This window comes from Streptomyces sp. NBC_00207, from assembly GCF_045160965.1.
In the GTDB taxonomy this organism is placed as follows: domain Bacteria; phylum Actinomycetota; class Actinomycetes; order Streptomycetales; family Streptomycetaceae; genus Streptomyces.
The window spans coordinates 2,193,785-2,214,148 of sequence record NZ_CP130715.1 but is presented as its reverse complement, the minus strand read 5'-3'; the positions used below and the strand labels follow the sequence as shown (position 1 = coordinate 2,214,148).

20 protein-coding genes and 1 riboswitch are annotated in these 20,364 nt (G+C 72.2%); of the genes, 13 read left to right on the top strand and 7 right to left on the bottom strand.

Annotation, left to right across the window (positions count from 1 at the left end; all coding sequences use genetic code 11):
* Window positions 1-26 precede the first annotated feature (26 nt).
* From OG472_RS10635 to OG472_RS10615, 5 genes are all read left to right on the top strand, one after another.
* Window positions 27-971, top strand: coding sequence for an FHA domain-containing protein (locus tag OG472_RS10635; RefSeq protein ID WP_319732228.1), 945 nt, complete (start codon window positions 27-29; stop codon window positions 969-971).
* Window positions 972-1,042: 71 nt separating this feature from the next.
* Window positions 1,043-1,804, top strand: a complete 762-nt coding sequence (locus tag OG472_RS10630; RefSeq protein WP_401612710.1) for a MerR family transcriptional regulator — start codon at window positions 1,043-1,045, stop codon at window positions 1,802-1,804.
* A gap of 63 nt (window positions 1,805-1,867) precedes the next feature.
* Window positions 1,868-2,341, top strand: coding sequence for a bifunctional nuclease family protein (locus tag OG472_RS10625; RefSeq protein ID WP_030009777.1), 474 nt, complete (start codon window positions 1,868-1,870; stop codon window positions 2,339-2,341).
* Window positions 2,342-2,530: 189 nt separating this feature from the next.
* Window positions 2,531-3,169: a MerR family transcriptional regulator gene (locus OG472_RS10620; RefSeq protein ID WP_405941348.1), complete on the top strand. Its 639-nt coding sequence runs from the start codon at window positions 2,531-2,533 to the stop codon at window positions 3,167-3,169.
* A gap of 44 nt (window positions 3,170-3,213) precedes the next feature.
* Window positions 3,214-4,674 carry a DNA polymerase IV gene (locus OG472_RS10615; protein WP_405941347.1) on the top strand — a complete coding sequence of 487 codons (1,461 nt, stop codon included), beginning with the start codon at window positions 3,214-3,216 and terminating at the stop codon, window positions 4,672-4,674.
* 112 nt (window positions 4,675-4,786) lie between these two features.
* On the opposite strand, the gene OG472_RS10610 is transcribed toward OG472_RS10615, so the two are convergent.
* Window positions 4,787-5,152 carry a PRC-barrel domain-containing protein gene (locus OG472_RS10610; protein WP_401612717.1) on the bottom strand — a complete coding sequence of 122 codons (366 nt, stop codon included), beginning with the start codon at window positions 5,150-5,152 and terminating at the stop codon, window positions 4,787-4,789.
* A gap of 112 nt (window positions 5,153-5,264) precedes the next feature.
* A riboswitch (glycine riboswitch) is annotated at window positions 5,265-5,363 on the top strand.
* A gap of 224 nt (window positions 5,364-5,587) precedes the next feature.
* Here OG472_RS10610 and gcvP point away from each other — a divergent pair.
* Window positions 5,588-8,473, top strand: a complete 2,886-nt coding sequence (gene gcvP / locus OG472_RS10605; protein ID WP_401612720.1) for an aminomethyl-transferring glycine dehydrogenase — start codon at window positions 5,588-5,590, stop codon at window positions 8,471-8,473.
* A 98-nt stretch (window positions 8,474-8,571) separates the two neighbouring features.
* Here the strand turns inward: gcvP and OG472_RS10600 are convergent, their stop codons facing one another.
* Both OG472_RS10600 and OG472_RS10595 read right to left on the bottom strand, forming a co-directional pair.
* A complete protein-coding gene (locus tag OG472_RS10600) occupies window positions 8,572-8,760 on the bottom strand; it encodes a DUF5999 family protein (RefSeq protein WP_030009772.1) in 189 nt (62 codons plus the stop codon).
* A gap of 261 nt (window positions 8,761-9,021) precedes the next feature.
* On the bottom strand, window positions 9,022-9,642 hold the full coding sequence (locus OG472_RS10595) for a hypothetical protein (protein ID WP_319731696.1): 621 nt from the start codon (window positions 9,640-9,642) through the stop codon (window positions 9,022-9,024).
* Window positions 9,643-10,136: 494 nt separating this feature from the next.
* Here OG472_RS10595 and OG472_RS10590 point away from each other — a divergent pair, with 494 nt between their 5' ends.
* The 3 genes from OG472_RS10590 (at window position 10,137) to OG472_RS10580 (ending at window position 13,470) form a co-directional block, all read left to right on the top strand.
* Window positions 10,137-11,669 (top strand): glutamate--cysteine ligase, encoded by a 1,533-nt coding sequence (locus OG472_RS10590; protein ID WP_401612723.1) that lies wholly within the window; start codon window positions 10,137-10,139, stop codon window positions 11,667-11,669.
* A 161-nt stretch (window positions 11,670-11,830) separates the two neighbouring features.
* A complete protein-coding gene (locus tag OG472_RS10585; RefSeq protein WP_383574037.1) occupies window positions 11,831-12,652 on the top strand; it encodes a CPBP family intramembrane glutamic endopeptidase in 822 nt (273 codons plus the stop codon).
* Window positions 12,653-12,738: 86 nt separating this feature from the next.
* Window positions 12,739-13,470 carry a hypothetical protein gene (locus tag OG472_RS10580; protein ID WP_405941346.1) on the top strand — a complete coding sequence of 244 codons (732 nt, stop codon included), beginning with the start codon at window positions 12,739-12,741 and terminating at the stop codon, window positions 13,468-13,470.
* A 42-nt stretch (window positions 13,471-13,512) separates the two neighbouring features.
* On the opposite strand, the gene OG472_RS10575 is transcribed toward OG472_RS10580, so the two are convergent.
* On the bottom strand, window positions 13,513-14,355 hold the full coding sequence (locus OG472_RS10575; protein ID WP_405941345.1) for a PhzF family phenazine biosynthesis protein: 843 nt from the start codon (window positions 14,353-14,355) through the stop codon (window positions 13,513-13,515).
* A gap of 190 nt (window positions 14,356-14,545) precedes the next feature.
* Here OG472_RS10575 and OG472_RS10570 point away from each other — a divergent pair, with 190 nt between their 5' ends.
* Entirely contained in the window at window positions 14,546-15,163 is a 618-nt protein-coding gene (locus OG472_RS10570) for a PadR family transcriptional regulator (RefSeq protein ID WP_401612735.1), read from the top strand.
* A gap of 86 nt (window positions 15,164-15,249) precedes the next feature.
* Here OG472_RS10570 and OG472_RS10565 read toward each other — a convergent pair whose 3' ends face one another.
* Entirely contained in the window at window positions 15,250-15,678 is a 429-nt protein-coding gene (locus tag OG472_RS10565; RefSeq protein WP_405941344.1) for an SRPBCC family protein, read from the bottom strand.
* Window positions 15,679-15,850: 172 nt separating this feature from the next.
* Here OG472_RS10565 and OG472_RS10560 point away from each other — a divergent pair, with 172 nt between their 5' ends.
* Together OG472_RS10560 and OG472_RS10555 are read left to right on the top strand one after the other, a co-directional pair.
* The gene (locus OG472_RS10560; protein ID WP_383574047.1) at window positions 15,851-16,825 is read left to right on the top strand and encodes a DMT family transporter; all 975 of its coding nucleotides are present in this window, start codon (window positions 15,851-15,853) and stop codon (window positions 16,823-16,825) included.
* Between the two features lie 160 nt (window positions 16,826-16,985).
* Window positions 16,986-17,948 carry a DMT family transporter gene (locus OG472_RS10555; RefSeq protein WP_405829187.1) on the top strand — a complete coding sequence of 321 codons (963 nt, stop codon included), beginning with the start codon at window positions 16,986-16,988 and terminating at the stop codon, window positions 17,946-17,948.
* Here OG472_RS10555 and OG472_RS10550 read toward each other — a convergent pair.
* Window positions 17,930-18,631: a pyridoxamine 5'-phosphate oxidase family protein gene (locus tag OG472_RS10550; protein WP_401612745.1), complete on the bottom strand. Its 702-nt coding sequence runs from the start codon at window positions 18,629-18,631 to the stop codon at window positions 17,930-17,932. The genes OG472_RS10555 and OG472_RS10550 overlap by 19 nt on opposite strands.
* A gap of 35 nt (window positions 18,632-18,666) precedes the next feature.
* Between OG472_RS10550 and OG472_RS10545 the strand changes: the two genes are divergently transcribed.
* Window positions 18,667-20,001 carry an aminotransferase class I/II-fold pyridoxal phosphate-dependent enzyme gene (locus tag OG472_RS10545; protein WP_401612747.1) on the top strand — a complete coding sequence of 445 codons (1,335 nt, stop codon included), beginning with the start codon at window positions 18,667-18,669 and terminating at the stop codon, window positions 19,999-20,001.
* Between the two features lie 96 nt (window positions 20,002-20,097).
* Here OG472_RS10545 and OG472_RS10540 read toward each other — a convergent pair whose 3' ends face one another.
* The gene (locus OG472_RS10540) at window positions 20,098-20,355 is read right to left on the bottom strand and encodes a hypothetical protein (protein WP_401612749.1); all 258 of its coding nucleotides are present in this window, start codon (window positions 20,353-20,355) and stop codon (window positions 20,098-20,100) included.
* Window positions 20,356-20,364: the final 9 nt, after the last annotated feature.

Below are 20,364 nucleotides of genomic sequence, written 5' to 3'. Positions count from 1 at the left end.
ACTGAAGTCGCGGTGCGTGGTGGAAACTGTCTGGTGGTTACGGACGTTGTGAGAATGTCCGGGTCGGCAGGTGTCTGCATTCGGAGTTCGTCCTGCCCCACGGGCGGGTCTGTTTCGGTCAAGGGGAATCGCCCGTGAAGTTGTTTGAGAAGTTGTTCGGCAAGAAGAACCGCGAGGACAGCGGTGCGGCACGGCACCGTGCGGGGCACGGCGACGTGGAAGGGCAGGGCGACCGGCCGCTCTTCCGCGACGAGGTTGCCGGCCCGGGTGATGTTTCGGGCGCACACGGCGCGTCGTCCGTTGACCCTGCCGGTACCGGAGGCATAGGTTTCGGTGAACCATCAACCTCAACTGCGGGTGGAGGGTTCGCCCCCGACCCGTACGCCACCAATGCCTCCGCGGGGCAGCCGCGGCGCGAGGAGCCGTCCATGTCGGCCGAGCAGATTTGCAGCAGGTGCGGACACCGCAGCGATGCGGCCAGCCGGTTCTGCTCCAACTGCGGGGCGCCGCTGCGGCCGGGTCTGACGCCGGAGCGTGCCTCGGAGACCACGTCCACCATCTCGATCTCGGGCCTGGAGGCCTACGAGGCCGAGGTGTCGGGACAAACGCACGTGTCGTCCTCGCTGTCCCCCGAGGCCCAGGCCGCGGTGGAAGCGCTGCCCCCCGGTTCCGCCCTGCTCATCGTGCGGCGCGGTCCCAACTCCGGTAGCCGCTTCCTGCTGGACGGCGAGCTGACCACGGCCGGCCGGCACCCGCAGAGCGACATCTTCCTGGACGACGTCACCGTCTCCCGGCGCCATGTCGACTTCCGCCGGGGCCCGGACGGCGGCTTCACCGTCTCCGACGTGGGCAGCCTCAACGGCACGTACGTGAACCGGGAACCGATCGACTCCGTCGCCCTGCACAACGGCGACGAGGTGCAGATCGGCAAGTACCGGCTGGTCTTCTACGCGAGCCTGCGGGGCATCTGACCCCTTCCGGACTCCGTCCGGGGGGACCCCCACCCCCGGACCCCGTCCGGGGGCTTCCCAGGGAAGGTCCCATGCTGCGCAACCCGACAGGGGGTGCCGGAAACGGCGCCACCGGCTCGGCCGGGCGGCTGGTGAGCATCGGCACGGTGCTCACCACGCTGCGTGACGAGTTCCCCGAAGTCACCATCTCGAAGATCCGTTTTCTGGAGGCGGAGGGGCTCGTCGAGCCCCGGCGCACCCCTTCGGGATACCGCAAGTTCAGCACCGAGGACGTGGAGCGCCTCGCGCGCATCCTGCGTCTGCAGCGCGACCACTACCTGCCGCTGAAGGTCATCCGCGAGCAGCTCGACGCGCTCGCCCGCGGTGAGCAGATCCGCATCCCGGCGCCCACCGCGCACGGGGATTCCGACGATCCCACCAGCCCGGTGGCCGTGTACGGCGAGGTCGGGCGGGAGCGGCCCACCGCGGCCCGCGTGGGCCGGGCGGAGCTGATCGCCGCCGCCGAGGTGGACGAGGTCCAGCTGGTCGAGTGGGAGTCGTACGGGCTGCTGGCCGAGGCGCCGGGCGGTGGTTTCGACGCCGAGGCGGTCACGGTGGCCCGGCTCGTGGCCGATCTGGGGCGCTTCGGGCTGGAGCCGCGGCACCTGCGCGCGATGAAGGCAGCGGCCGACCGGGAGGCGGGCCTGGTGGAGCAGGTCGTGGCACCGCTGCGCCGGCACCGCAACCCGCAGACCAGAGCGCATGCAGAGGCCACGTTGAAGGAGCTGGCGGGGCTGTCCGTACGGCTCCACGAGGCCCTCGTGCAGACCGCTCTGGGAGTTCGGCCGAGGTGACCGCGCTGGTCGGAGTGGAGCCCCGACTACCCAAACCTGCCGGGCAGGTCCTAGGGTTGCTGTGTGAACGAGCTCGACGTTGTGGGTGTCCGGGTGGAAATGCCCTCCAACCAACCGATCGTGCTCCTGCGTGAAGTGGGAGGCGATCGATACCTCCCCATCTGGATCGGTCCAGGGGAGGCGACCGCCATTGCCTTCGCGCAGCAGGGGATGGCCCCTGCCCGACCGCTGACGCACGACCTGTTCAAGGACGTGCTGGAGGCGATCGGCGAGGAGCTCACCGAGGTCCGGATCACGGATCTGCGGGAGGGCGTCTTCTACGCGGAGCTCGTCTTCGCCAGCGGGGTCGAGGTGAGCGCGCGGCCTTCCGACGCCATAGCGCTGGCCCTGCGGACGGGGACGCCGATCTACGGCAGTGACGGCGTGCTGGACGACGCCGGAATCGCCATTCCGGACGAGCAGGAGGACGAGGTGGAGAAGTTCCGCGAGTTCCTCGACCAGATCTCGCCCGAGGACTTCGGCACCGGCCCGCAGTGAGGCGTGGGCCGCGTCGCCCGCGCGATCCGCGGCGAACTTTCAGCCCATTCGATTAGCCTTTCCCCATAACGGGATACGGGAAACCACTCTCAGGGTGATTATCACTCGGCGTGCCGAGTGTGGCGATCGTTGACGCACCCCTGGTGACTGCCTACCTTCAAGGTGGCAGGTCAAGGACGGAGGGTCGGCGTGAGGATCACGGGCGACGGTACGACCGGGGGCACCCCCGTACGGAGTGACGCTGGGCCGTACCCGCTGCACGGTGGAGCGGTGGGTTCCGCGCGCCGTCAGCCGGAGTCGACGCCGGTCGGACCGGTGAGCGGCGACCCGGCGCCCGAGCAGATCGGATACCGCGGGCCGACGGCGTGTGCCGCGGCCGGCATCACGTACCGGCAGCTGGACTACTGGGCGCGGACCGGGCTGGTGGAGCCGAGTGTGCGCCCCGCCTACGGTTCGGGCACCCAGCGGCTCTACAGCTTCCGCGACGTCGTGGTCCTCAAGATCGTCAAGCGCTTCCTGGACACCGGGGTGGCGCTGCAGAACATCCGTACGGCGGTGCAGCACCTGCGTGACCGCGGGTTCTCGGACCTCGAGCGGCTGACGCTGATGAGCGACGGCGCCACCGTGTACGAGTGCACCTCGCCGGACCAGGTCGTGAGCCTGCTCCAGGGCGGGCAGGGCGTCTTCGGCATCGCCGTGGGCGTGGTGTGGCGCGATGTCGAGAGCGCGCTCTCGCAGCTGCACGGGGAGCGGGTGGACACCGGCGAGACCCTCGTCGGGCACAACCCGACGGACGAGCTGGCCGCCCGCCGCAACCGCGCCGTCTGATCCGGGCCGGAGCAATGTCAGTGCCGTAGGGCAGCATCGGGGCTGTGAGAGCCGCGCCGACCATTCTGCATCTGGACATGGATGCCTTCTACGCCTCCGTGGAGCAGGCGTCGAAGCCCAGTCTGCGGGGCAAGGCCGTCATCGTCGGCGGGCTGGGGCCGCGCGGGGTCGTCGCCACGGCGTCGTACGAGGCCAGGCGGTTCGGGGTGCACTCCGCGATGCCGACGGCGCAGGCGCGGCGGCTCTGCCCGAACGGCGCCTACCTGATCCCGCGCTTCAGCCTCTACCGGCAGGTCAGTGACGTGGTGATGGCCCTGCTGCGGGAGCTGTCGCCGCTGGTGGAGCCGCTCAGCCTGGACGAGGCATTCGTGGACCTGGAGGCGGGCGGGGTGGCCTTCGACTCGCGGACCGCCCGGTCGACGGGGGAGCGGCTGCGGGCCGACATCAGGGCCGCCACGGGGCTCAGCGGGTCGGTGGGGCTGGCGGGGTCCAAGATGCTGGCCAAGGTGGCGTCCGAGGAGGCCAAGCCGGCGGGGCTGCTGCTGATCGAGCCGGGAACCGAGCGCGAGCTGCTCGCCCCGATGTCCGTACGGACGCTGCCCGGGGTGGGGCCGGCCACGGGGGAGCACCTGCGCCGCGCCGGGATCACCACGGTGGGGGACCTCGCGGAGGCCGGGGAGGACGAGCTGGTCCGGATGCTCGGGCGTGCGCACGGCGTGGGCCTGTACCGGATGGCGCTGGGGCTGGACGACCGGCCGGTGGTCGCGGAGCGGGACGCGAAGTCGGTGTCGGTCGAGGACACCTTCGACGTGGACCTGCACGACCGGGTACGCATCCGGACCGAGGTGCAGCGGCTCGCCGACCGGTGTGTGCAGCGGCTGCGGGGCTCGGGGCACTCGGGGCGGACGATCGTGCTGAAGGTGCGGCGGTACGACTTCTCGACGCTGACGCGGTCCGAGACGCTGCGCGGGCCCACGGACGACCCCGCTGTGGTGCGGGAGGCCGCGGCGCGGCTGCTGGAGGGCGTGGACACCACGGGAGGGGTGCGACTGCTGGGGGTGGGGGTGACGGGCCTCGCGGACTACACGCAGGAGGACCTTTTCGCGCAGTCGCTCGCCACTGAGCCGGACGGGGCGGATGGAGCGGGCGGCGCGGGCGGGACGGGCGAGGAGGCCGGGACGGCCGTCGCCGACGGGACCGGAGCCGCTGCCGCGCCTGTGGGGGCTTCCGAGGCTTCCGGAGCCCCGGCAGCCGCCGAACCGCCCGGGGAGCCCGAGCCGGCTCCCGAGCGGCGCTGGCCGGCCGGGAGCGACGTACGGCACACGGTGTACGGGCCCGGGTGGGTGCAGGGCAGCGGGGTCGGGCGGGTGACCGTACGGTTCGAGCAGCCCGGATCGGAGCCCGGCCGGGTGCGGACCTTCCGGGTGGAGGACCCCGAGCTGGAGCCTTCCGATCCGCTGCCGCTGGTGGGGGACGGGGAGCCGGGAGCGGCCGGCCCGGCCTGATCGGGAAGCCCGGCGGCGGGGCGTCGCGCGCCCCGGTCCGGGCTCCGCCTCACGGCCGCCGGCCCACGCCGCCGGGCCCGCGCAGCCCTCGTCTCAGCCCCCGGCTCCCGACTCAGCCCTCGTCGCCCGCCAGGCGGCCGAAGTCCCGCTGGAAGTCCGTCGGCAGGGTCGTGTCCAGGCCGTAGTGGTGGTAGAGCTGCAGCTCCTGTTCGGGGGAGAGGTGGCGGCCGACGCCGAAGTCCGGGGCGTCCCTGATGAGGGAGCGCTCGAAGGGCACCCGCAAGGTGTCGCCCACCATCTCGCTCGGCTCCAGCGGGACGAAGGCGTCCCGGCTGAACAGGCCCGTACGGACGGCCGCCCATTCCGGGACGCCCGTGGCATCGTCGAGGTAGACCTCGTCCACGGTGCCGATCTTGGTGCCATTGCGGTCGAACGCCTTGCGGCCGATCAGGCTGCGCGGATCGATGTCGGTCTGCACGGTCCCTCCAAATGGTCGCAACTCCTCCGTAATGACTACAGAAGTGCATAACGGCAGCGGAGGCCACTCGGGGAGGCCCCGGATCCTCGCTGGTAGGCTGGGTGATGGCTGTCGACCCTGTGCGGGAGAGTCCTCCGAGTGAGCAAGACGGAGGCGCCGAAGGAGCAAATCCTCCCCGGAATCTCTCAGGCATACGTACCGCACGGACGAGGCCACTCTGGAAAGCAGGGGCGGGTACCGGGCGTGCAGTGCCGGTCCCACTCCTCACCGACGGTGAAAGCCGGAGCTCTCCGGGGCCGCATCCCAGCGATGGCTGGGGGAGCGACCCCCGCGACTCCGGTGAAACTCTCAGGTGCAGATGACAGAGGGGGAGGCCGTCCGGGTGCCCGCGCCGTGGTGCCCCTCGCAGGTCATACGACCAGGAGGCCTCCGTACATGACCGCCAACCGCATTCCGCTCTCCCAGCTGGAGCGAGGCATCCCCTTCGAACAGCGCCACATCGGCCCGGATGCCGAGGCGCAGGCGAAGATGCTCGCCCATGTGGGCTACGGCTCCCTGGACGAACTGACCGCCGCCGCGGTACCGGATGTGATCAAGACCGCCGAGGCGCTCGACCTGCCCGAGGCGCGGACCGAGGCCGAGGTGCTCGCCGAGCTGCGCTCGCTCGCCGACCGCAACCAGGTCCTCTCCTCGATGATCGGTCTCGGCTACTACGGGACCTTCACGCCCCCGGTGATCCTCCGCAACGTCATGGAGAACCCGGCCTGGTACACGGCATACACGCCGTACCAGCCGGAGATCTCGCAGGGCCGCCTCGAGGCCCTCCTGAACTTCCAGACCGTCGTCGCCGAGCTCACCGGGCTGCCGACGTCGGGCGCCTCGCTGCTCGACGAGGGCACCGCGGCCGCCGAGGCCATGACGCTGGCCCGCCGCGTGGGCAAGGCCAAGGGCAACGTCTTCCTCGTGGACGCCGACGCGCTGCCGCAGACCATCGCCGTGATCGAGACCCGCGCCGAGCCGATCGGCATCGAGGTCGTCGTCGCCGACCTGTCCGAGGGCATCCCGGCCGAGGTCGCCGAGCGCGGTGTCTACGGCGTGCTGATCCAGTACCCGGGCGCCTCCGGTGCCGTCCGCGACATCAAGCCGGTCATCGACCAGGCGCACGAGCTCGGCGCCATCGTCGCCGTCGCCGCCGACCTGCTCGCGCTGACCCTGCTGACCTCCCCGGGCGCGCTGGGCGCGGACATCGCCGTCGGCACCACCCAGCGCTTCGGCGTCCCGATGGGCTTCGGCGGACCGCACGCCGGCTACATGGCCGTCCAGGACAAGCACGCCCGTTCGCTGCCCGGCCGCCTCGTCGGCGTCTCGGTGGACGCGGACGGCAACAAGGCGTACCGCCTGGCGCTGCAGACCCGCGAGCAGCACATCCGCCGCGAGAAGGCCACCAGCAACATCTGTACCGCGCAGGTGCTCCTCGCCGTCATGGCCGCCATGTACGCCGTCTACCACGGCCCGGACGGCCTGCGGACGATCGCCCGCCGGACCCACCGCTACGCGGCCCTGATCGCCGCGGGCCTGACGGCCGGCGGGGTCGAGATCGTGCACGGCTCGTACTTCGACACGGTCACCGCCCGTGTTCCGGGCCGTGCGGCCGAGGTCGTCGCCGCCGCCCGCGAGGGTGGCATCAACCTGCACCCGGTCGACGCCGACCACGTCTCCCTCGCCTGTGACGAGACCACCCTGCGCGCCGACGTCGAGGCCGTCTGGGCCGCCTTCGGCGTCACCGCCGACATCGAGGCGCTCGACGCGACCACGGACGACACGCTGCCCGAGGGCCTGCTGCGCTCGGACGACTACCTGACGCACCCGGTCTTCCACCAGCACCGCTCCGAGACCGCGATGCTGCGTTACCTGCGCAAGCTCTCGGACAAGGACTACGCGCTGGACCGCGGCATGATCCCGCTGGGCTCCTGCACCATGAAGCTCAACGCGACCACCGAGATGGAGTCGGTCACCTGGCCCGAATTCGGCCAGCTGCACCCCTTCGCCCCGGTGGAGCAGGCCGAGGGCTACCTCACGCTCATCACCGAGCTGGAGGAACGTCTCTGCGAGGTCACCGGCTACGACAAGGTGTCCATCCAGCCCAACGCCGGCTCCCAGGGTGAGCTCGCCGGCCTGCTGGCCGTCCGCGCCTACCACCGCGCGAACGGCGACGAGCAGCGCACCATCTGCCTCATCCCGTCCTCCGCGCACGGCACCAACGCCGCCAGCGCCGTGATGGCCGGCATGAAGGTCGTCGTCGTCAAGACCGCCGACGACGGCGAGGTGGACGCGGCCGACCTGCGCGCCAAGATCGAGCAGTACCGCGACGAGCTCGCCGTGCTGATGATCACGTACCCCTCCACGCACGGTGTGTTCGAGGAGCACGTCGCCGACATCTGCGCCCAGGTGCACGAGGCCGGCGGCCAGGTCTACGTCGACGGCGCCAACCTGAACGCTCTGGTGGGCCTCGCCAAGCCGGGTCACTTCGGGGGCGACGTCTCGCACCTGAACCTGCACAAGACCTTCTGCATCCCGCACGGCGGCGGCGGTCCGGGCGTCGGCCCGGTCGGTGTCCGGGCGCACCTGGCCCCGTACCTGCCGAACCACCCGCTCCAGCCGACCGCCGGCCCGGAGACGGGCGTCGGCCCGATCTCGGCCGCCCCGTGGGGTTCGGCCGGCATCCTGCCGATCTCGTGGTCGTACGTGCGCCTGATGGGCGGCGAGGGCCTCAAGCGCGCCACCCAGGTGGCGGTGCTCGGTGCCAACTACATCGCCAAGCGCCTGGAGCCGCACTACCCGGTGCTCTACACCGGCCCGGGCAACCTGGTCGCGCACGAGTGCATCATCGACCTGCGGCCGCTGTCGAAGTCCACGGGCGTGAGCGTGGACGACATCGCCAAGCGTCTGATCGACTACGGCTTCCACGCCCCGACGATGTCCTTCCCGGTCGCCGGCACGCTGATGATCGAGCCGACGGAGTCCGAGGACCTCGCCGAGATCGACCGCTTCTGCGACGCGATGATCGCCATCCGCGGCGAGATCGAGCGGGTCGCGGCCGGTGAGTGGCCGGCGGACGACAACCCGCTGGCCAACTCCCCGCACACCGCGGCGGCGCTGGGCGGCGAGTGGAACCACCCGTACACCCGTGACGAGGCCGTCTTCCCGGGCGGCGTCACGGCCGCCGAGAAGTACTGGCCGCCGGTCCGCCGCATCGACGGCGCCTTCGGCGACCGCAACCTGGTCTGCTCCTGCCCGCCGCTGGACGAGTACGACCACTGACACCGAGCGGTGAAGTGACATGAGCAAGGGGCCGGTCCGGGAGAATCTCCCGGACCGGCCCCTTCGTCGTGGCTTCCGTGCCGGGCCGTCCTCAGCGCCTAGGCCGCCGCGAGCGGGCGGTGCGGGGCGATGATCTGGCCGTCCGGCAGCAGTTCACCGGTGTCCTCGAAGAGCAGGACGCCATTGCACAGCAGGCTCCAGCCCTGCTCCGGGTGGTTGGCCACCGGGCGAGCAGCCTCCCGGTCGGCGGATTCGGCTGACGGGCAGGCTGGCTGGTGCTGGCACATGGATGCGTTCTTTCGCTGCGGTGTGGTCTGCGTGCTACGGCTCGATGCGTGATTCATGGCCGTCCCCCTGGGTCATCCCCGCACCCGCGGGGAGCGTGTCATCAGTCTTCCCCCACGACAGCCGCTTCGCAGGGATTTCCCCGCAGCTGTCCTCACAGATTGATGACGCATCACTCGTGCGGGCGGTTCAGGCCAACTCCCCTATCATTTTGGATGGTTCGCACGTGACCCGAGCGGACTAGGCCGAATGGGTTATCCGGGTCAGGCGGCGGGCGCGGCCAGCGACGGAGGCAGGGGTGCCGTGGCGGGGGTCAGCCGGTGGGTGAGCACGGGCAGCAGCTCGGAGACCGGATGCGGCCGGTACGCGGCGATGCCGGGCGGGGCCGGGGCCAGCGGCACCAGCAGGTCCTCGCCGGCGGGCAGCCCGGCGGAGGCGTCGGCGCCGACCGCCCCGTGCAGCCACAGGGTCAGCATGTAGAGCTCCGGTACGGACAGCAGCCGCGGCTGGTAGTTCGTACCGAGGGACTCCGCCTGGCGCAGGGCGCGTTCGGTGGCGGCGACGTAGGGCCCCTCGAAGAAATGGGAGAAGGTCCAGCCGTCGGGGGTCAGGCGGGTGTCGGCCGCCGCGACGTGGCGGTCCCCACTGCGGATCAGGAACCGCCAGCCCGTGAGCCGCGTGCGGGGCGGCCTGCCGCCGGCCGCGAGGGTGGACATGCCCAGCCGGTCGAGGACGTGCACCGGAAGGGGGAGTTCGGCGGTCAGCGGCCCCTGGATCGCGCGCAGGGCCGGGGTGTGCGCCTCGTGGACGGCGGTGGGAGAACCGAGTGCCGCGAGGACGCTGCGCAGGGCGGGCGCGGGAGCCGGAGGGACATGCAGCGGCATGGTGGGTCGCCTCTCACTTGGGAGACCTGTGGAACGGGGGCAGGTGCGGACGGCGCTGTCGCATTCTGGGGCCAGAGGGGGGCCGAGGGGCAATGGCCGCGCGCCAACTCTCTGCCTCGTTTGCGGAGTTTATACGACATGTGTTCACGCAGTGTTTCGGCTAGCTGTCCCGCCTATTGCCGACAAGACGCTTACCGGTCCCGCTGACATGGCATTCATGCCGGATGTGCGCGAACGTGCCGCGCTGACCTCGGAGGTTACCGGACGGGGGCTCGGCTGGAAAGCATCGGTTTTGCGGCGCGTGCAAAGTCGAAGAGGAATTTGCGCGAAGCGACTTGCCAGGTGAATGTGCCGAAGCGCCCTTCGGCCAAACCGGCGCGCGCTCCTCGCCACGCACGCCCCCACCGCGTTATGGATCACGGAGGCGGGGCATCATCGACCGTAATGCGCGCCTGGGTGTCCCGGGCCGGGCCCACTCGAGGAGGGACGCTTCGATGGGGGAGAAGGTCGTGGCGGGCGGATTCGACCTGTCCGATCGGCAGCGGTATCGAAGGAAGCTTCACGAGTGTCTGGAGGGGCTGGAGCGACTCCTGGCGGAGAAGAGGTTCGATCGCCCGAAGAACATGATGGGACTGGAGATCGAGCTGAATCTCGCGGGCGCCGACGGGTTGCCGAGAATGGTGAATGCCCAGGTGCTGGAGCGGATAGCGAGTCCTGATTTCCAGACGGAACTGGGAATGTTCAATCTGGAGGTGAACGTTCTGCCGCACCGGCTCGGCGGCCGGGTATTCGACCAGCTCGCCGAGGAACTCAGCGCGGGGCTGGGCTATGCCCACCGGCAGGCCGCGGAGATCGACGCCGGTGTGGTGATGATCGGCATTCTGCCGACGATCTCCCGCTCCGACCTGGTCACCGCGAACCTGTCGGCCGTGGACCGCTACTCGCTGCTGAACGAGCAGATCCTGATGATGCGCGGGGAGGACTTCACGCTCGACATCGACGGGGTCGAGCGGCTGATCTGGACCTCCGGGTCGATCGTGCCGGAGGCCGCCTGCACCTCCGTACAACTGCACCTGCAGGTGACGCCGGCCCGGTTCCCGGCCGTGTGGAACGCGGCGCAGGTGGTGGCCGCCGCACAGATAGCCGTGGGCGCCAACTCGCCCTTCCTGTTCGGGCGCGAGCTGTGGCGGGAGTCGCGGCCGCCGCTGTTCACACAGGCCACCGACACCCGGCCGCCCGAACTCCAGGCGCAGGGAGTGCGGCCGCGCACCTGGTTCGGGGAGCGGTGGGTGGACTCGGCGTACGAGCTCTTCGCCGAGAACGTCCGCTACTTCCCCGCCCTGCTGCCGATATGCGACGAGGAGGAGCCGCTGAGGGTGCTCGCCGAGGGCGGGGTGCCGGCACTGCAGGAGCTGGTCCTGCACAACGGGACCGTCTACCGCTGGAACCGGCCCGTGTACGGGGTCGCGGACGGGGTGCCGCACCTGCGGGTCGAGAACCGGGTGCTGCCGGCCGGGCCGACGGTCGCCGACGTCGTCGCCAACGCCGCCTTCTACTACGGGCTCGTCCGCACCCTCGCCGACGAGCCGCGCCCGGTGTGGACCCGGCTGCCCTTCGCCGAGGCGGAGGCGAACTTCGACGCGGCCTGCCGGTACGGGATCGACGCACGGCTGCGGTGGCCGCGCCGGGGTCGGGCCGGGGGACTGGCGAGCGTGCCCGCCGTACGGCTGGTCCTGGACGAGCTGCTGCCGATGGCGGCGGCGGGGCTGGACGCCTGGGGCATCGAGCCCGCGGACCGGGACCACTACCTCGGCATCATCGAGGAGCGCTGCCGGCGGAGGGTCAACGGGGCGACCTGGCAGGTGGACACCTACCACCGGGCCATGGCGGCCGGGCTGGAGCGGGACGAGGCGCTGGCCGCGACCACCCGGAGGTACAGCGAGCTGATGCACAAGGGCGACCCCGTGCACACCTGGCCCGTGGGTCTGGGGGAGGAGGTGAGCCCCTCGGTGCCGGCGGCGCGCTGAGCCGGTGCGTGGCCGGAGTCGGAGCGTGACCGGCGCGCGTGGCCGGAGCCGTCGGGTCGTCCCGCCGATCTTGCCGGTCTCGCCGTCCCGTTGATCCCGTTGTCCCCCCGCAGTGATCCTCCCGGTCGCCCGAGGAGGCAGTATGGGGTGGTCGCAACGGGATGGCAGGACGGGAGTCGGGCGTGCGGGCGGATCCGGAGCCGGTGTTCGTGAGGCTGGACGAGGACGGGCGGCGGGGTCTCCTGCGCAACGAGACGCTGCTCGTCCTCGCGCTGTCGCTGGGCGCGAGCGGTGTCTCGGCGCTCATCAGCTTCATCGGTTCGCTCACCAAGCCGGGGGGCCTGAAGGACCAGGCCGCCACGCTCAACGCCTCGCAGGCCCCGGGCCGGCCCTGGCTGGACCTGGCGTGGCAGCTGTTCGGCATCGCGAGCGCGCTGGTCCCCGTCCTGCTGGTGGCGCACCTGCTGACCCGCGAGGGCGCCCCCGGGCTGCGGGTGCTGGGCTTCGACCGCACCCGGCCCCTGGGAGACCTGGCCCGGGGCGCGCTCGTCGCCGCGGGGATCGGGAGCGCGGGGCTCGCCTTCTACCTGGGGGCGCGGGCCGCCGGATTCAACCTCACGGTGGTGCCGGAGGCGCTGCCCGACGTGTGGTGGAAGTTCCCCGTACTGATCCTCTCCGCGCTGCAGAACGCCGTGGTGGAGGAGGTCATCGTGCTGGCCTACCTGCTGCGCCGGCTCGACCAGCTCGGCTGGTCGCCGACGGCCGCACTGCTGGCCAGCTCGGTGCTGCGCGGCTCCTACCACCTCTACCAGGGCATCGGCGGCTTCATCGGCAACATGGTGATGGGCGTCGTCTTCGTCCTCGCCTACCGGCGCTGGGGCCGGGTGGGACCGCTCGTCGTCGCGCACGCGCTGCTCGACATCGTGGCCTTCGGCGGCTACGCACTGCTCGCGGGGAAGGTGGGCTGGCTGCCCACGCCGTGATGCGGCGGCTCACCCGATCGGCCCGGCCGGGCGGGGGCGGAGGCCGAACCGGTGCCACGCTGGAGGGGAGTGAGGAGGCGCGCCCGGTGGCAGTTCTGGACTCCCTGATCCCGTTCGCGCCGTTCTTCGTGCCCGTGGTCAGCGGCCTGGTGGGCGGGGCCAGCCTCCTCATCCGGGACCGCCGCGAGGCACGCAGCTCCGACCACCACTACCGCAGGCGACTGGAGAAGGCCCAGCTGGAGATCCAGTTCCTCAGCGGCTGGATCCAGGCCAAGCAGCTGGCGCCCACCGACGCCCCCACCCCCGACCCGGAGCCTGGGCGCTGGCTGGACGAGTGCTACGCGTCGGTGCGCCGCGCCAAGGCGGACACGGGCGGCCGCCACCGGACCGGGCCGGTCTCGCTGCGGCGCCTCCTCCTGCTGGGGGAGGTGAGCGGCCCGGCGAGGAGCATGCGGGTCGTGTACTGGATCTCCCTCGTCCTGTTCAACGGGGCGCTCGCGTGGTGGGTGAACGCGCTCGTCATCGGCGTACCCGGTTTCGCGCACATGGACGGTGCCTCCGAGTCCGAGGAAGTGGCCTCCTATCTGGCATTGGCGGGCGTTTTTTTCGCGGTGTCGGCCGTCCTGTGGGTGTGGACGGTGCACCTGGGCGCGGCGGAGCCGGAGCAGGTCTACCGCAAGCGGATCGACTCGGCGGCCTGGGAGGAGCAGGAGCAGAAGTGGCGGAGCGCCGCGCGCGCGAAGGCGGATGCGAAGGCGCGATCGGAGCCGCGGGTGAAGGGGAACGGGACGGGCGACGGGGACGGGTCCGCGGGCTGACCCGGCCCGGCCCTGCCCTGCGGCCGGGGCCGTGCCCCGTGGTCACACCGCCTGTTCGGCCCCTGGCGGGGTCGCGAAGAGCTCGCCGTCGACGACGGTGACGGCCCGGCCGGTCAGCAGCGTGCGGTCGCCCGCCAGGGTCACCCGTACGAGACCGCGGCGCGCGCCGCCCTGGAGACCGGTCAGCTCGGTGCGGCCCAGGCGCTCGGCCCAGAAGGGGGCGAGCGCGGTGTGCGCACTGCCGGTGACAGGGTCCTCGTCGATCCCGAAGGCCGGGAAGAAGCCCCGGGAGACGAAGTCGTACCCGCGGGAGGGATCCTCGGCGGCCGCGGTGACGATGACCCCGCGCTTGGCGAAGGCGCGCAGGGCGCCGTGGTCCGGCGTCAGCTCGCGGACGGTCTTCTCGTCGGCGAGCTCGATCACGAGGTCACCGATGTGCGCGGCGGTGTCGTGCACGGAGAGGATCGGCGCCCCGCCGAGCGCGTGGTCCACGGCGGCCGGCGCCGCGACCGGGGTCAGTGAGGACGTCGGGAAGTCCATGGTGACCGTGCCGTCCTCGGCGGTCTCGGCCGTGAGGATCCCGCAGCGCGCGGCGAAGCGGATCCGGCCCGCGGCGAGGCCTGCGGAGGCCAGGACGTGCGCCGTGGCGAGCGTGCCGTGGCCGCACATGTCGACCTCGGCGGCCGGGGTGAACCAGCGCAGCGCCCAGTCGGCGTCCCCGCCGGGCGGCAGGGGATGGGCGAAGGCGGTCTCGGAGAGGTTCACCTCGGAAGCGACCTGCTGGAGCCAGGCGTCCGGGGGGAAGGCGGTGTCGAGGAGCAGGACTCCGGCGGGGTTCCCGTGGAAGGGCCGGTCGGTGAAGGCGTCGACGATTCGGATGCGCATGGGGCGACGGTAGGACGGTTCGCCGATCACCGACAAAGGCCAATCCGGGGTGACTGGACCGGCCGTCGCACCCTCGATCGTTGACGACAGGTTCCGATATATCGTTGACGCATCGCGATGGATCAACGATAGTTGAGTCATCGGACAACCGATGACGAAGGAACGACAAAGTGACGAAAGGAGCGCAGTCATGCGTTCACGCGGACAGCACGACCACGGGCATGAGCACGGACGGGGTCACGGCCACTGCGGGCCGGACCGTCGGGAGGAGTTCAGGGGGCTGCGCGCCGCCTTCGGGCCGTTCGGGCCGCCCTTCGGCGGCGGGCCCTTCGGAGGCCGCGGCGGGCGCGGTGGGCGGGGCGGCGGCCGGGCCCGGCGCGGTGACGTGCGCGCCTCGATCCTGGCGCTGCTCGCCGACCGGCCGATGCACGGCTACGAGATGATCCAGGAGATTGGTGAGCGCAGCGGCGGGGCCTGGAAGCCCAGCCCGGGCTCGGTCTACCCGACCCTGCAGCTGCTCGAGGACGAGGGGCTCATCACGAATGAGAGCGAGGGCGGCAAGAAGCTGTTCACGCTCACCGACGCCGGCCGCACCGAGGCCGAGTCGGGCCCGGACGCGCCGTGGGCCGACGCCGGGCGCGGTTTCGACTTCGAGGCGATGCACGAGGTCCGGACGGCCGGAATCGGCCTGATGGAGGCCTTCGGGCAGGTCTTCAAGACCGGCTCGCCCGAGCAGCGCGAGAAGGCGCTCGGGGTCATCAACGACGCCCGCAAGAAGCTCTACCTGATCCTGGCCGACGAGCACTGAGGGCCGGAAGGCCCCGGCTCCACGCAGCGCGCCCCGCGAGTCCTCTCGCGGGGCGCGCTGACGCGTACGGGGTGGGAGGCGGGCGGTCAGGCCACCAGGGCGGCCAGCTTGCGCAGCGACTCGTTCAGCGCGGCGGTGGCCGAGTCCTTGAGCTTGCCCGCCATCAGCGAGACGGCGGCCCCGGTGAACTCTCCGTCGATGCGGACCGTGGTGGCCCCGCCATCCGGGATCAGGGTGTACCGCGTCAGGACGGCCACGCCCATCGGGCCCTTGCCGGTGATGGCGAAGAGGCGCTCGTCCTCCAGTTCCGAGACGGTCCAGAGGATCTCGGCCGGGAAGCCCATCATCTTCATGTTCTCGGCGAAGGTGGATCCGATCGCGAGGGTCTCCGGTCCGCCCTTCGGGAAGTTCGTGTGGGTCATGCTCCACTGGCCGTACGCGTCCCAGTCCGTGAGCCGGGACCAGAGCATCGCGGCGGGCGCCTCGATGCGTGATTCCGCGGTGACTTCAGCCATGCGACCACCCCTTCTCGTCGGGTACGTGCGGCGGAAGGTAGCCCCGGCGGGCGGAACATTCAATACTGACGACCTGTCAGAAACCGTGGGGGCCGGCGGGTCGCGATATCGACTCCGTCTCAACAGGCGTCACCGCCGTGACGGTACTGACCGACCCTGTCATGATGGCGGGATGCAAGCGTCAGGGAAAAACGCCGGCCTGGGCCTCGCCCTCGTCTCGGCGTTCGCGTTCGGTGGTTCCGGAGTTGCGGCGAAGCCGCTGATCGAGGCGGGTCTGGACCCCCTCCACATGGTCTGGCTCAGGGTGGCCGGGGCAGCGCTCGTGCTGTCCCCGCTGGCCTGGCGCCACCGTGACCTCGTCCTGCGCAAGCCCCTGCTGCTGGCCGGCTTCGGACTGATCGCCGTCGCGGGTGTGCAGGCCTTCTACTTCGCCTCCCTGTCCCGGATCCCGGTCGGCGTGGCCCTGCTGCTGGAGTACCTGGGCCCGGCGCTGCTGCTCGGCTACATCCGCTTCGTGCAGCGCAAGCCCGTGACGCGGGGCGCGGCCGCCGGCGCGGCCGTGGCCGTCGTGGGCCTGGCCTGCGTGGTCGAGATCTGGGCCGGGCTGAGCCTGGACCCGCTCGGCGTGCTCTTCGGCCTCGCCGCGGCCTGCTGCCAGGCCTTCTACTTCGTCTTCGCCGACCAGGGCGCCGACGGGGACGACGCCCCCGACCCGCTCGGGGTGATCGCGTACGGCATGCTCGTCGGCGCCCTGGTGATGACGGTGATCGCCCGGCCGTGGGAGATCGACTGGCAGGTGCTGGGCGGCCAGGCCTCCGTGGGCGGCACGATGATGCCCGCGCCGGTGCTGCTCGCCTGGGTGGTGCTGGTCGCGACCGTCTTCGCGTATCTGACCGGCGTGGTCTCGGTGCGCAAGCTCTCGCCGCAGGTGGCGGGCGTGGTGGCCTTCCTGGAGGCGGTCGTCGCCACCGTGCTGGCCTGGATCCTGCTCGGCGAGTACCTCTCGACCTGGCAGATCGTCGGTGGCGCACTGGTGCTGGGCGGGGCCTTCATCGCCCAGTCCTCCCGGCCGGCCCCGCCGGTTCCTCCGGTCCCGCCCGCCGTGGGCGGTCCGGCCCTCCTGGACCGCGAGACCACGACGGCCTAGGGTGGCGATCATGCATTCGACCGTGCTTCCGCCTCCCGCCGCCTAGCGCGGGCGGCGCCTCGACGATCATGACCCGGCCCGGGGGTTCCCGGGCCGGTTCGCGCTGCCCGCGAAGCGATGACCTGCTTCTTTCATCCTTCACGCATGCGCGGAGAGTCTCGTGTCGAACCATTCGCCCGCTGCCGGGCGCAGTCTGCTGTACCTCGTCGTCGCCGGAGCCGCCTGGGGCACCGCCGGGGCGGCCGCCTCACTCCTCTTCCTGGCCAGTGACCTCGGCCCGCTCGCCCTGTCGTTCTGGCGGTGCGCGGGCGGGCTCGTGGTGCTGCTGGGGGTGCTCGCCGTACGGGGGTCCCGTACCGGGCCGGGACGGACGCGGCCCTCGGCGGGATCGCTGATCGGCACCGGGCTGCTGTTCACCCTCTTCCAGGCCGCGTACTTCGCCGCGGTGCGCGAGACGGGCCTCGCGGTGGGCACCGTGGTCACGCTCGGCGCCGGTCCCGTGCTCATCGCGCTCGGGGCCCGGTACTGGATGGGCGAGCGGCTCGGCCGCGGCGGCGCGGCCGCCGTCCTCGGCGCGCTGGCGGGGCTCGCCGTCCTGGTGCTGGGCAGCGGGGGCGGCGAGGTGCGGCCGCTCGGCGTCGGCTGGGCCCTGCTGTCCGCCGCCGGCTACGCGGCGATGACCCTGCGGGCCCGCTGGCTCGGGCAGCGCGGCGCCGGCGGGGACCCGCTGGTGACCACCGCGTGGTCGGTCGCGGTGGGCACGGTGTGCCTGCTCCCGCTGGCCGCGGTGGAGGGGCTGTTGCCGCACACCGCCGATCTCGGACGGGTGCTCTGGCTGCTCGTGTACGTGGCCACCGTGCCGACGGCGCTGGCGTACGCGCTCTACTTCACCGGGGCGGCCGCCGTACGGGCCGCCACCGTCTCGGTGATCATGCTGATCGAGCCGGTGAGCGCAGCGGCGATCGCCGTCCTGCTGCTCGGGGAGCGGCTGACCGCCGCCGTGGTGCTGGGCACCGTACTGCTGCTGACGGCGGTGGGCGCCCTCATCGCGGCGGAATCGCGCCGTCCGGAGGAGGCCGCACCCACCGCCGTGCAGCGGAGTCCTCAGAGCGCGGTGATGTAGTCCGGAACGGTGATGCCGGGGGCCAGGTCCGCGGCGGGCACCGGAGCGCCGAACGCGGGGGCGACCGGGACCACGCCCGCCCAGTACGGCAGGCCCAGGTCCTCGGCGTCGTCGTTGCTCGGACCGGTACGCAGCTTCGCGGACACCTCGGTCAGATCCACGCGGATCACCGCCGTGGCGGCGAGTTCCCTGGCGTTGGCGGGCCGGATGTCGGCGGAGCGGCCCGGGACGGCGGAGTCGACCAGGGCGTCCAGGGCCATCCGGCACTCCGCCTCGTCGGTGACCTGGTGGGCGGTGCCGTGCACGATCACCGAGCGGTAGTTGAGCGAGTGGTGGAAGGCCGAGCGGGCCAGCACGAGACCGTCGACGTGGGTCACGGTCACGCAGACGGCCAGGCCCGGATCGGCCTTGCCGGCCGCGAGCAGGGGGCGGGAGCCGGTCGAGCCGTGCATGTAGATCGCTTCGCCGACCCGGGCGAACAGCGTGGGCAGGACGACGGGAGCGCCGTCGCGGACGAAGCCCAGGTGGCAGATGTAGGCCTCGTCGAGTATCGAGTGCACCGTCTCGCGGTCGTAGCGCGCCCGGTCGCGGGACCGGGTGGGGACCGTGCGGTCGGTGGGCTCGTACGCGCCGGTCGTCCCGGTGCTCTCGGTCGTCGTCCCCGTGGCGGGCGTGGCGGTCATTGCCGACTCCATTGCACTAGTGCATACTTGGGTTTGTGCTAGTAGAGTATCGGATCACAGGGCGGGGCACAGCGGATATCGCGGCCAGCGTCGAGGCCGGCGTGGCATCGGGCGCGCTGCCGCCCGGATCGCTGCTGCCCCCGATGCGGGAGCTGGCGGGCGAACTGGGCGTCAACCCCAACACCGTGGCGGCTGCCTACAGGACACTGCGCGAGCGCGGGGTCATCGAAACCGACGGGCGGCGGGGAAGCAGGGTGCGGCCCCGCCCCTCCAGCACCCCGCGGGACGCGCTGCGGATGGTGGTGCCGGCGGGCGTGCGCGACATCGCGGAGGGCAATCCGGACGTGTCGCTGCTCCCCGCCCTGGACGGGGCGCTGGCGGCCGCGGCCCGGCGGTACGCGCAGGCCCCGACCCTCTACGGAGCGGACCCGGTCACGCCGGACCTGGCCCGGCTCGCCCGGGCGGACTTCGATGCGGACGGCGTGCCGCCCGGCCCGGTGGCGGTGACCTCGGGAGCGCTGGACGCGATGGAACGGGTGCTCGTCGCCCACCTGCGGCCGGGCGACGCAGTGGCGGTCGAGGACCCGGGCTGGGGAGGCTCGCTCGACCTGGTCCCGGCGCTGGGCCTACGGGTGCTGCCGGTCGCGGTGGACGACGACGGGCCACGGGCCGACGCGGTGGCCCGGGCGCTCGCCGCCGGGGCCCGGGCGCTGGTGGTGACCTCGCGGGCGCAGAACCCGACCGGCGCCGCGGTGAGCGCGGAGAGGTCGGAGGAGCTGCGGGAACTGCTGGCGCGCCACCCCGGGGTGCTGCTCATCGAGGACGACCACGGCCACGGGATCGTCGACCTGCCGCTGCACCCGCTGGGCGGGGTGACCGCCCACTGGGCGCTGATCCGGTCCACGGCGAAGGCCTACGGGCCCGACCTGCGGCTCGCCGTGCTCACGGGCGACGCCGTGACCCTGGATCGCGTACGCGGACGCCAGCGGCTGGGCCCGGGCTGGGTGAGCCGGCTGCTCCAGCACGCGGTGGTGGAGCTGTGGACCTCGGACTCCGTGGACCCCGCCGCGGTGGCCCGCGCGTACGGGGAGCGGCGGGACGCCCTGGTCGCGGCCCTGCGGGAGCGCGGGGTGCGGGCGCACGGCCGGAGCGGACTGAACGTGTGGGTGCCGGTGGCCGACGAGACGGTGGTGGTCACGAGGCTGCTCGCCGCGGGATGGGCGGTCGCCCCCGGGGCGATCTTCCGGGTCGAGGCGGGACCGGGAGTACGGCTGACCGTGTCGCAGCTGGGGGTCTCGGAGGTGCCGGGCCTGGCGGACGCCGTGGCCGCGGCCGTCCGTACGGGGGTGGCGGGCGGGCGGAACGACTGACCGGGCCCGGCGGCACCCGGCCCCGCGGCCCGGTGTCGCCCGGCCCGGCCCGGTCCTGCCGACAGGACTGCGGGAGGCGGTCCGGGCGGGCCGGGGTCAGGCGAGTTCGAGCAGGCCGCCCAGGCTGAAGACGACTCCGCACAGGGCGATCACCGAGCCCAGGTAGCGGTAGAACACGGCGGAGGCGACCCGCCGGGGCGGGCCGAGATCTCCCCGGGCGTGCATCGCGAGCTCGGCGTTGGCGGCTGCCCAGCGCTCCAGCGCGGCGGCGGCGCCGCGGATGTTCAGCGCGACCCCGCCGCCCGCGACGATCGCGGTGGGTCCGACGGTCAGCAGGACGACGGCCAAGCTCAAGGAGTGCCT